Here is a 10,790-nt window from a genome sequence, read left to right as displayed (position 1 = left end):
TACGACGCGCGCGGCGAGTCGGCCGGCGCCACGCTGACGCAGGGCATCGACGACGGCCGCATCGCGCGCTTCCTGGCCGAGGTGGGGAAGAAGGAGAAGCTCTCGCACGGGCAGGGCCATTGCCTGATGAACCTTTGCATGGCCGCAACGTATGATCCCGAGCCGAGCGCGCCGAACGGATTTCGCGTGCCGTTCAATCTCGAATCGGGTGAGCGCATCGAGGCGCGCTGGCGACAGTGGCGTGCGCATGACCCGATCAACCTGGTCGCACGCTATCGAAAGAACCTTCAGCGGCTTCGCGGCATCTATATCGATTGCGGCTGGCGCGATCAGTACCACATCCACTACGGCGCACGCATCCTGTCGAAGCGACTGGCGGAGGCAGGCATCACACACTGCTACGAGGAATTCGACGACAACCATTCCGACATCGATTACCGCATGGACGTGAGCCTGCCGTTTCTCGCGCGCACGCTCAGTTGATCGCGGGCACGAGCTTTCCGGGAGCGCCCGCAGGCCCGCCATCCCATCTGCGACGAACAGGAGCGAACACCATGGCCATCGAGTTGAACCATACCATCGTGCACACGCGCGACAAGCGCGCCGCCGCTACATTCCTCTCGGATATCCTGGGGCTGCCCGCCCCGGTCGCCTTCGGGCCTTTCCTGGGCGTGCAGACGACCAACGGCGTGACGCTGGACTACCTCGATACTGACGAGGTCGTCCTGACCGAGCACTATGCCTTTCTCGTGAGCGAAACCGAGTTCGACCAGATCTTCGAACGGATTCGCGCGCGCGGTCTCGCCTACTGGGCCGATCCGGGCCGCACCCGGCGCGGCGAGATCAATACGCGCGATGGGGGGCGGGGAGTCTACTTCGAGGAGCCGAGCGGACACCTGCTGGAGATTCTGACGCGACCGTACGGCAGCGGTTGAATGCCGGCAGCGCCGGCCGAAGGGAACTACTGGCTCTCGCGCGGCGAGCTCGCGCGCTTTCGTGCTCGACTGCGCGCCGTGGCCTCGCCGTACTTCATGCCTTCGAGCTTGAGCCCGTCCGGATCGAGAAAGAAGACGGCGTAGTAGTCCTCGTAGTACTCGCCCGCAGAATCGACGACGGGTGCGCCGAGCTTGCGCACGAACGCTTCCAGCGCGTCGACGTCACGCCGGCTGCGCAGTTCGAACGCGTAGTGATGCAGGCCGACCTCGCCGATACGGTGCTTGCGCTTGCGCCCTGCCGTATCCGCCCGGCCGATCCACACTCGCGTGCGTCCGTTGGTCCAGCCGATCGCGTCATCGTTTTCGTCCAGGACCTTGAAGCCCATGAACGGCAGCAGAGCGCCGTAGAATGCCTTCGAGCGTTCGAAGTCGCTCACCCGTAGCGAGATGTGGTCGATGCCGACGACGCGTACCATGGTGCGCCCGGTTGGCGTGATGTCACGAGCCTGCGCGGCCCGGCGAACCGACGTGACCTCGGCACAAGACCCGGGTGCGAAGCCTAGACGATGTTCAGATGCTCGATTCCCGACATGACGTCGCGGCTCTTCGATTCCTGACCCTGCAGCTTGATCATGAGGCGAAGCTCGTTGACGCTGTCGGCGTTGCGCAGCGCGTCTTCGTAGCTGATCGAACCGTTCTCGTACAGCTCGAACAGGTGCTGGTCGAAGGTCTGCATGCCGAGCTCGCGCGACTTCGCCATGATGGACTTGATCTCGTGCACCTCGCCCTTGAAGACGAGGTCGGAAATGAGGGGCGAGTTGAGCAGGATTTCGACCGCCGCCGCGCGCCCCTTGCCTTCCTTCTTCGGGATCAGGCGCTGCGACACGATGGCGCGGATGTTGAGGGACAAGTCCATCAGCAGCTGCGAGCGGCGCTCTTCGGGGAAGAAGTTGATCACGCGATCCAGCGCCTGATTGGCGCTGTTGGCGTGCAAGGTGGCCATGCACAAGTGCCCGGTCTCGGCGAACGCGATCGCGTGATCCATCGTTTCGCGATCGCGGATTTCGCCGATCAGGATGACATCCGGCGCCTGGCGCAGGGTGTTTTTGAGCGCCGTGTGCCACGATTCGGTATCCACGCCCACTTCGCGTTGCGTGATGACGCAGCCGCGGTGCTCGTGCACGTACTCGATCGGATCTTCGATCGTGACGATGTGGCCGTGGCTGTTCTCGTTGCGATAGCCGATCAGCGCGGCCATCGAGGTCGACTTGCCCGAACCGGTGCCGCCGACGAAAAGCACGATGCCGCGCTTGCTCATGACGACGTCCTTGAGCACGACCGGCAGGCCCAGCTCATCGAACTTCGGGATGTCCGTCGTGATGGTCCGGAACACCATGCCCACGCGCGCCTGCTGCACGAACGCGTTGACGCGAAAGCGACCGATACCTGCCGGGCTCACGGCGAAGTTGCACTCCTTGGTCGCCTCGAACTCTTCGGCCTGCTTGTCGTTCATCACCGAGCGCGCGAGCTCCACCGTATGCTGCGGCGTGAGCGTCTGGTTGGATACGGGCGTCACCCGTCCGTCGATCTTCAGCGCGGGCGGAAATCCGGCGGTGATGAAGAGGTCGGAAGCCTTCTTCGCCACCATGGCGCGCAGAAGGTCGTAGATGAATTTCATTGCCTGGTCGCGTTCCATGCGCCGCTCCTGTCGAGAATGGGTGCGGGACTCGCTGTCCCGTTCGGTTAGGCGTTACGCGCCCGGGAAGAGATCCTTGTTCACCGCGCGGTTGCGGGCCTCGGCGGCCGCCACGAGATTGCGCCGCACCAGCTCCTGCAGGTTCTGGTCCAGCGTCTGCATGCCGAACGACTGCCCGGTCTGAATCGCGGAATACATCTGCGCGATCTTGTTCTCGCGGATCAGGTTACGGATGGCCGGAGTGCCGATCATGATCTCGTGCGCAGCCGTGCGCCCGGTGCCGTCCTTGGTCTTGAGCAGCGTCTGCGAGATCACCGCGCGCAGCGATTCGGAAAGCATTGCACGCACCATCTCCTTTTCTTCCGCGGGGAAGACGTCGATGATCCGGTCGACCGTCTTGGCGGCCGAGCTGGTGTGCAAGGTGCCGAACACCAGGTGGCCCGTTTCGGCCGCAGTCATCGCCAGGCGGATCGTTTCCAGGTCGCGCATTTCGCCGACCAGGATCACGTCCGGATCTTCCCGCAGCGCGGAGCGCAAGGCGTTGGAGAAGGAGAGCGTGTGCGGCCCGACCTCGCGCTGATTGATCAGGCACTTCTTGCTCTCGTGCACGAATTCGATCGGATCCTCGACGGTGAGGATGTGGCCGTATTCGTTCTCGTTGATGTAGTTGATCATCGCCGCGAGCGTGGTCGACTTGCCCGATCCGGTGGGCCCGGTCACCAGCACCAGACCACGCGGCTGATCGGAAATGTCCTGAAAGATCTTGGGCGCCTTCAGGTCTTCGAGGGTGAGGACCTTCGACGGAATGGTGCGGAACACCGCGCCGGCGCCGCGGTGCTGCACGAAGGCGTTGACGCGGAAACGGGCGAGGTTCGGAATGGCGAAAGAGAAATCGCACTCGAGATTTTCTTCGTAGAACTTGCGCTGCCCGTCGTTCATGATGTCGTACACCATGGCGTGTACGTCCTTGTGCTCCATCGCCGGCAGGTTGATGCGGCGGATGTCGCCGTGCACGCGGATCATGGGCGGCAATCCGGACGACAGGTGCAGATCGGAGGCTTTGTTCTTGACGACGAAGGCGAGCAGCTCGGAGATGTCCATTTATAATTCCTCGACCCAAGGCCGGCGATTAATCGCCGAAGAACCTTTGGGTTATCGGCCTTTTGGAAAAAATTATGAGCCCAATCGGCAGCAACTTGCAAGCCGTGTTGCGGCGCATCGAAGCGGCCGCCCGAGCCGCCGGCCGCCGGCCCGACGAGATCCGGCTGCTGGCCGTGAGCAAAACCTGGCCGGCCGGGGATATCGAGGCGGCATGCCGGGCGGGTCAGCGCGCATTCGGCGAAAGCCAGCAGCAGGAAGCCTCGGCCAAGATCGTAGCGCTCGCTGACTTGCCGCTGGAATGGCATTTCATCGGTCCCATCCAGAGCAACAAGACGCGTCCCATCGCCGAGCAATTCGCCTGGGTCCATTCCCTGGATCGTGAAAAAGTTGCCCGCCGCCTGTCCGAACAGCGCCCGGCGGCGTTGGAACCGTTGATGGTTTGCATCCAGGTCAACGTCAGCGGCGAAGTGAGCAAGAGCGGGGTGCCGCCGCAAGCTGCCGTGGCGCTCGCCCGGCAGGTCGCGGGCCTCCCCAACATCCGGTTGCGAGGACTGATGGCCATTCCGGCTCCCGCTCCCGACGGCGAACGCCAGCGAGCCCAGTTCCGTGAGTTGCGCGCACTATACGAGGCCTTGCGCGCGCAGGGCCTCGATCTTGACACGCTTTCCATGGGCATGTCGGACGATCTGGAAGCGGCCATCCTGGAAGGCTCCACCCTGGTACGGGTCGGCAGCGCGATCTTCGGTCGCCGTTCCGCAGCCGTGGGCGCAGTCACATAAAGCTCCGTGGGGACGTGACCAAACGTTGCGCGCCGTTGCGCGCGGGATGGCGCGTGTATGATCCGACCGGCGGAAACCTGGATCCTCGTCTCCGAGGGAACGACCCGATGCGTCGCACCTGCGCAAGCGGATGCACAGAGAATGTGAAATTTGGCTTAAAGCGGCCAGCATAGAACGAAGGAGCAAGGCAGCATGCGTGTCATCGAATCGGCAACCGCGGTCGTCGTCGCGGTTGCCGCCTGCGCGACAGCACAGGCACAGAACTATCCGACCCGTCCCGTGCGCATCATGGTGGGATACGCCCCCGGCGGGGGCGTCGATGTGGCCTCCCGGATCGTGGCCCACGGGCTCACGGAAGTGTGGGGCAACCAGACCGCGCTGGTGGACAACCGCCCGGGCGCAGCGGGCGCCATCGCGACCGAGCTCACCGCCAAGGCGGCGCCTGACGGCTATACGCTGATGCTGTGCCAGATCGCCTCGCACGCGATCACGCCGGCACGATCGAAGAAGCCGACCTACGATCACATCAAGGATTTCAGCTTCGTGTCCATGGTCGGCACGACGCCCAACGTCATCGCCACCCATCCTTCGATGGCGATGAAAGGTTTGAAGGATGTCATCGCCTACACGTGAAAGGCGAGACGGCGCGCTGGGCGCGGGTCGTGCGCGCGGCCAACATTCCCTCACAATGAGGCACGCATAGCGCAGCGTCGGCGGTCCGGCGCGGCGCTCAGAGCCGATGTGGTGGCGAGCACACCGGCTGGGCCCGGCGGCCCTGTCCGAGCCGAACGGCCAGGTGGGATAAAGTTGCCGGTAGCGAGGCGAAGCAGGACGCCATAGCGGCAGAAGAAGGGGGCACACGATGCAAGCACAAGCGGCGGTGATGCGCGAACCGCGCGGGCGCTGGTCGATGGAAGAGGTGAGCGTCGCGGAGCCCGGGCCGAACGAAGTGCGCGTGCGCGTGGTCGCAAGCGGCATCTGCCAGACCGACGTGCATGCGCGCGACGGCTTTTTTCCGATTCCCTGCCCGGCGATCTACGGGCACGAAGGCGCCGGCATCGTGGAAAAGGTCGGCGCCGCCGTGACCGAACTGGCGCCGGGCGACCACGTCATCATGGCGAATCCTTCGTGTGGCGCCTGCGACGATTGCCGGGCGGGCTTCGAGACCTATTGCGTCAATGCGCCGCGGCTGAAGCACAGCGGTTTGCGCTCCGACGGAACATCGGTTGCCTTTGTGCGCGGCGACGAGCCGATCCACGGATCGTTCTTCCAGCAATCGTCGTTTTCCAGCGTCACGCTTGCCATGGCGCGCAACACCATCCGCATGCCGAGAGAGGCGCCGCTCGACATCCTGGCCGCATTCCCTTGCGGCGTGAATACGGGTGCTGGTGCGGTGCTCAACGTGCTCAAACCCGCTGCGGGCGATTCCTACGTCGCTTTCGGCACCGGGACCGTGGGCTTTGCCGGCATGCTGGCTGCGAAACTCTGCGGCTGCGATCCCATCATCGCGGTCGATCTGTTCGAGGATCGCCTCGCGCTTGCGCGCGAGCTGGGCGCGAGCGCAACCGTGAACGCCAAGGACGCTGACCTGGTCGCGAAAGTGCGCCGGCTCGCCGGCGGCCGGGGCGCGCGCTTCTGTCTCGAAGCGGCCGGTTTTCCGCAAGCGCTGCGCGCGGCGGTCGAGGTGCTTGCCCCGCGCGGCACCGCGTGCCTGGTGGGCAGTGCGCGTCCGGGCGTCGAAGTGAACCTGGAGATGAAAACGATCCAGCAGGGCCGCATCGTGCGCGGCTGCAGCCAGGGCGAGAGCGACGTGCAGCGCTTCCTGCCGCGGCTGATCGACCTGTTTGCGTCCGGCAAGCTGCCGATCGACCGGCTGGTGCGGCACTATCCGCACGCGGCCATCAACGAGGCCGTCGCCGATATGCTCGCCGGCAGCACGATCAAGGCCGTGCTGCGGATCGCGCAGTAACGGTGAAAAAAAACGGCGGTTGCTTCCGCCGTTTTCCGTTTCGGAACGATGCCCGCTTCAGTGTCGAAGGGCTCGGCGCGAGATACCAAATGCCGCAAAACCGAGCGCCAGCAGCGCGAGGCTGCCGGGTTCCGGTACTCGTGTGGGAATCTCGTTGATGCCAATCCGGACCCGGTACGCGCCATCGTTGTCGTCGTAGGCGCCCGGGGCCCCGCCGAATCCGAAGCCATCCGGGATCCCGAAAAACAGCCGGGTCGCCCCCGCCGGCGCGACAAAGGTCTGGAAGACGTTTCCCGCGGTGACGCCATCTCCGATATAGAACACTTGAAACAGTTCCGGGGACAGCGTCAGGAAATCGATGCCGAGCCCGCCTGGCGTGAAATCGAGCGTCGAGGGTGCGGGACCTGCGCTCGGAATGCTATTGCCGAGGAACACGCCGGCGAGCGGACCTTGTGGCCCTCTGTAGCCGCTGATGCCATCCAAGGCGGTGAGGTCGCTGCCGGCCGGCGTATTTCCGCTCGGCCCGAAGAACGGAGGACCGAATCCGTTGAAGAAGTTGATCCCGCCGATCGCAGGATCGAGCACCCGGATCACGTCTCCTGCCGCAACCGATACGGACGTGGGAAATGTTTCTTTCGCCTCTTCCGGCGTATTGCCGCCGTGGCGGATGAGATGCGTGCCGGGGCCCGTCCAAGGCAGATTCGCGGCGGGGATGACGACGTCCGTGCGGCCCGCGAGAAATATAGCGTCGGTGCCCTGCACGCTCACGTCGATGACAGTTGCATTGGCTTCGAACGCGACCGACGCGACCATCATGGCGGCCGCCACCGGTGGAAGCAGGTGATTTTTCACGAACGCTTTCCTCCAATGAAAGGAGCGGCTACTACAGCAAGTGTTACGCCATGGCACGACCGGCATTGTTTTGCCGGAATATTTTTGTGCGTTCACCATGTGCGCGTGTTCGCTTGTAAAAGGATCCGACAAGCCGCACCGAGCGGTCCCTGCAGCCCCTGTTACCATCAAAGCTCGGCGTACGCGTGGAGCCTCGCACGGCTTCGCGCATCCCTTCGGAGGAGAGAAAACATGGCATGGAAGTTCGAGTTGCTGGCGCGTTACCCGATACCGCTCACCGAAGGTCCGGTCTGGGACGGCGAGTTCCTGTATTTCACGCACATCCAGGCGCATCGCATCATGCGCCACGACCCGAAGAGCGGAACGATCAGCGAATGGCGCACGGCGACCAACTTCACCAACGGTCTTGCGTTCGACCTCAAGGGACGCCTGTTCGGCTGCAGCTCGGGCGCTCGCTCGATCGTGCGCTTCGATCCCGACGGAAGCATGGCGACGGTCGCGGACCGGGTCGACGGCAAGCGGCTCAATACGCCCAACGACCTCGCCATCGACCGCAAGGGCCGCATCTGGTTCAGCAACCCGTGGAACGAAGGCAACGTGGACAAGAGCGCGAAGGAGGAGGTGGACAATCGCTCCGTGCTGCGCGCCGACCGGCAGGCCGACGGCAGCTACACCGTAACGCGAGTCACGTTCGATACGCACCAACCCAACGGCATCCTGGTATCGCAGGACCAGCGCACGCTCTACGTGGCAGAGAGCAACTACGATCCCAAGAAGATCCGCGAGCTGCGCGCTTATCCGATCAACGACGACGGCTCACTCGGCGCCTACAGCGTGCTGCACACCTTCGGCGGTGGCGCGGACGGATTGCATCGCGGCATAGACGGCATGTGCCTGGATGCGGAAGGCAACATCGTCGCGACCGCGGGCTGGGAGCTGGGCGGACCGGGGCCGATGATCTATGTCTGGTCGCCGCAGGGGCGCGTGCTCGAGACACACCCGGTGCCGGTGCTGCGGCCGACCAACTGCGCCTTCGGCGGCCCGGATATGACGACCCTGTACGTTACGTCGACGCAAGGTCATTTCCTCAAGGCGCAGACCGACCGGGTCGGCTGGGCGATGTATCCATAACCGTGACGTCGTCGGTCAAGGGTGAGGCGTGAAGGGCGAGGGACGTGCTGCTTCCCTTGCAGGGTTCACTTTGTAGCGCTCGCGTCGTCTACTGATCCAGCAGATTCGCAATGTCGTTGCCGAGCGGCTCGAGCCGGTCGTTCATCGGCCCGATGATCTCGGTGATGAATGCCTCCTCCGTCGCCCAGACCGAGGAATCGTAGGTCCCGCGATGGATGCGGTGCAGTTGCTCGGCGAGCAGCGCGACCGCGATCAAGGGCGCGGCGCGCGCCCAGTTCGGATCGGCCTGAAATGCCGGCTGATCGTACAAGTTGTGGATGCGAATCGACTGCCACATGTCGGTCGGAAGGTGCCAGGTCTGCGCCAGCGTGGCGCTGACCAGGGCATGATCGAAGCCGTAGCGTGAGCGCTCGATCTCGCTGCGCCGGCGCTCGTTCTCGCATCGGGTCATGGCGAGCAGACTCTCGTATTCCGGATAACGCGTGAGCAGAACCGGCACGCCGCAATCGCGAAACAGCGCGAACGTATGCGCTTCGTCCAGGCGAATCACGTCGAGCTCGCGGGCGAGATAAGCGGCGATCATCGCCACCCGCGACGATGCATCCCAGAATTCGTACATCGCGGGCGACTGCGACGAGGCGAACGCGCGCCGCAGCAACAAACCGGCAATGAGGCGGCTTGTTTCACGCAGCCCCAGCAGCGCGAGCGCGTCCTGCACTGTGCGCGCTTTCTTGGTCAGACCGTAGAACGGCGAATTGATCGTCTTCAGCACCGAAGCCGCCAGCGCCACGTCCTTGTTGATCAAGTGGCTGAGACGGCGGAAGTCGGGCTCGTCGCGGTTGCTTTCAGCCATGAACTCGGCGAGCACCGCGGGGCAGGGCGGAATCCCAATTTCCTTGATGAGCTCCGCGGCCGCAGCGGATGTTACGTTGGTCGTCACTTCGCTGACGCAAATCTGTTCGGATATATCCATGGGCGCTCGCGTCCGTGCAGTGGTTGATGCGCGAGCCGGAGCCCGGCCCGCGCGACAACGGCCATTTCGGCTCGGCCGGCGAAACCTTTAGCGTCGGGGCTCCCCCCAGGGCTCAATGACGGTGCGAGGTCCCCGCGGCAGCCTGGTAGTGCGCTCGCAACAGGTCACGACCGAAATCGCCAGCGAAATCGCGCCAGACCGTGTGGATGTGATTGCCGCCGTCCTGGGAAGCGTCGTACTCGATCAGGAAAAGCGGGCCCTGAATGCGGCAATAGTGCGGCTGGCCGCGTTCGGTGGAACCGGCCCATGCGAAACGAATCTTCTCGATGCCGCCGTCGCGCACGCGCGCAAGCCGCGCCTTGGCCAAACCCTCCTGAAAGGTGCGCGTATAGACTTCGATGAGTTTCATCACTTGCGCGCGCTGGTTCGAGTCGAGTTGGGCTGCAAGGACGCCCGTATCGGCCAGCGGCTCCACCCGCTCGGCGTTCCTGGTCACGATGTCGCCATAGGTGCGGCTGTCCACGATCGCCACGCGGCGCTGCGATTCGCTCAAAGCATACACCGTAGCGATGGGGGCTTGACTGGCGGCCGGCCGGATCAGATCTGCGAGTAGCCCGAGCCCTTGGTGGTAACGCCACGCCCGGCGGGATTTTCGATCAAGCCGTACTCGCCCAGGATCTGCTGGCTATAGGTGATGCGCCCATTCACCTTCGCCGCCGGCTCGCTTGCGAGCAACAACGCCGCGCGCGCCATCAGGATCGGCGGCTCGCTCCTCGGGTCGGATGTCCCGCTGACGAGCTTGTGATAGACCGTCCCCGGCGTGGGCACGACGTGGGACGGCGCGACGGCACTGACCGCGATGTTGTAGGCGGCAACCTCCTGAGCGAGGCCCTGGCTGAAGCGCTCCAGCGCGGCCTTGGTGGCGCCGTACATCGTGCCGCCGCGACCGGCCTCGCGATACGGACCGCGTCCCGGGCCGATCGCCGATCCGGACGAGATGTTGACGATGGCCCCGCGCCTTCGCTCGATCATGCCGGGCAGGACCAGTTTGGACAGCATGAACGGACCGTGCACGTTGACGGCGAAAGCCTTCGCCCAGCGTTTTACGTCGAAGTCGACGATCGGGACGTAATAGGTGAGCGCCGCGTCGTTGACGAGAATGTCGACCCGGCCGTAGGCGTCGATTGCCGCCTGGGTAAGGTTGCGGCAATCGGCTTCGTCGGAAACGTCGACGGCGACTGCAATCGCATCGCCGCCCGCACCGTGGATTTGTGCGACGGTGCCCGAAAGCGAGCCTTCGAGAAGCCGGTGATCGCCCTCGTTCAGCGTGCGCGCCGCGCACACGACCTTGGCG

At 64.4% G+C, this 10,790-nt stretch carries 12 protein-coding genes; 5 read left to right on the top strand and 7 right to left on the bottom strand.

Annotated features, from left to right (window positions below; translation table 11 throughout):
- Positions 1–554: 554 nt before the first annotated feature.
- Positions 555–935 (top strand): VOC family protein, encoded by a 381-nt coding sequence (locus GEV05_28370; protein ID MPZ47207.1) that lies wholly within the window; start codon positions 555–557, stop codon positions 933–935.
- Between the two features lie 26 nt (positions 936–961).
- Here the strand turns inward: GEV05_28370 and GEV05_28365 are convergent, their stop codons facing one another.
- The 3 genes from GEV05_28365 to GEV05_28355 all read right to left on the bottom strand — a co-directional run bounded on the left by GEV05_28365 (position 962) and on the right by GEV05_28355 (position 3,732).
- Positions 962–1,411, bottom strand: a complete 450-nt coding sequence (locus GEV05_28365; protein ID MPZ47206.1) for a VOC family protein — start codon at positions 1,409–1,411, stop codon at positions 962–964.
- An 83-nt stretch (positions 1,412–1,494) separates the two neighbouring features.
- Positions 1,495–2,631: a PilT/PilU family type 4a pilus ATPase gene (locus GEV05_28360; GenBank protein ID MPZ47205.1), complete on the bottom strand. Its 1,137-nt coding sequence runs from the start codon at positions 2,629–2,631 to the stop codon at positions 1,495–1,497.
- Positions 2,632–2,685: 54 nt separating this feature from the next.
- Positions 2,686–3,732, bottom strand: coding sequence for a PilT/PilU family type 4a pilus ATPase (locus GEV05_28355; protein ID MPZ47204.1), 1,047 nt, complete (start codon positions 3,730–3,732; stop codon positions 2,686–2,688).
- A 74-nt stretch (positions 3,733–3,806) separates the two neighbouring features.
- On the opposite strand from GEV05_28355, the gene GEV05_28350 reads away from it, so the two are divergent.
- From GEV05_28350 to GEV05_28340, 3 genes are all read left to right on the top strand, one after another.
- Positions 3,807–4,511 (top strand): YggS family pyridoxal phosphate-dependent enzyme, encoded by a 705-nt coding sequence (locus GEV05_28350; protein MPZ47203.1) that lies wholly within the window; start codon positions 3,807–3,809, stop codon positions 4,509–4,511.
- Positions 4,512–4,703: 192 nt separating this feature from the next.
- Positions 4,704–5,144 (top strand): hypothetical protein, encoded by a 441-nt coding sequence (locus tag GEV05_28345; protein ID MPZ47202.1) that lies wholly within the window; start codon positions 4,704–4,706, stop codon positions 5,142–5,144.
- A gap of 229 nt (positions 5,145–5,373) precedes the next feature.
- Complete coding sequence (locus GEV05_28340; protein ID MPZ47201.1) at positions 5,374–6,480, top strand: alcohol dehydrogenase catalytic domain-containing protein; 1,107 nt, start codon at positions 5,374–5,376, stop codon at positions 6,478–6,480.
- Positions 6,481–6,537: 57 nt separating this feature from the next.
- Here GEV05_28340 and GEV05_28335 read toward each other — a convergent pair whose 3' ends face one another.
- Positions 6,538–7,398: a PEP-CTERM sorting domain-containing protein gene (locus tag GEV05_28335; protein MPZ47200.1), complete on the bottom strand. Its 861-nt coding sequence runs from the start codon at positions 7,396–7,398 to the stop codon at positions 6,538–6,540.
- Here GEV05_28335 and GEV05_28330 point away from each other — a divergent pair.
- The gene (locus GEV05_28330; protein MPZ47199.1) at positions 7,348–8,463 is read left to right on the top strand and encodes an SMP-30/gluconolactonase/LRE family protein; all 1,116 of its coding nucleotides are present in this window, start codon (positions 7,348–7,350) and stop codon (positions 8,461–8,463) included. The genes GEV05_28335 and GEV05_28330 overlap by 51 nt on opposite strands.
- 88 nt (positions 8,464–8,551) lie before the next feature.
- Here the strand turns inward: GEV05_28330 and GEV05_28325 are convergent, their stop codons facing one another.
- The 3 genes from GEV05_28325 to GEV05_28315 form a co-directional block, all read right to left on the bottom strand.
- Positions 8,552–9,436, bottom strand: a complete 885-nt coding sequence (locus GEV05_28325) for an HDOD domain-containing protein (GenBank protein MPZ47198.1) — start codon at positions 9,434–9,436, stop codon at positions 8,552–8,554.
- A gap of 112 nt (positions 9,437–9,548) precedes the next feature.
- Positions 9,549–10,037: a DUF3500 domain-containing protein gene (locus tag GEV05_28320; GenBank protein ID MPZ47197.1), complete on the bottom strand. Its 489-nt coding sequence runs from the start codon at positions 10,035–10,037 to the stop codon at positions 9,549–9,551.
- A partial coding sequence (locus GEV05_28315; GenBank protein ID MPZ47196.1) for an SDR family NAD(P)-dependent oxidoreductase occupies positions 10,034–10,790 on the bottom strand: 757 nt, incomplete at its 5' end. The genes GEV05_28320 and GEV05_28315, both read right to left, overlap by 4 nt.

The sequence above is a fragment of the Betaproteobacteria bacterium genome (assembly GCA_009377585.1).
GTDB lineage: Bacteria > Pseudomonadota > Gammaproteobacteria > Burkholderiales > WYBJ01 > WYBJ01.
The sequence above is the reverse complement of the archived record's forward strand: the minus strand, read 5'-3'. Positions and strand labels throughout refer to the sequence as shown.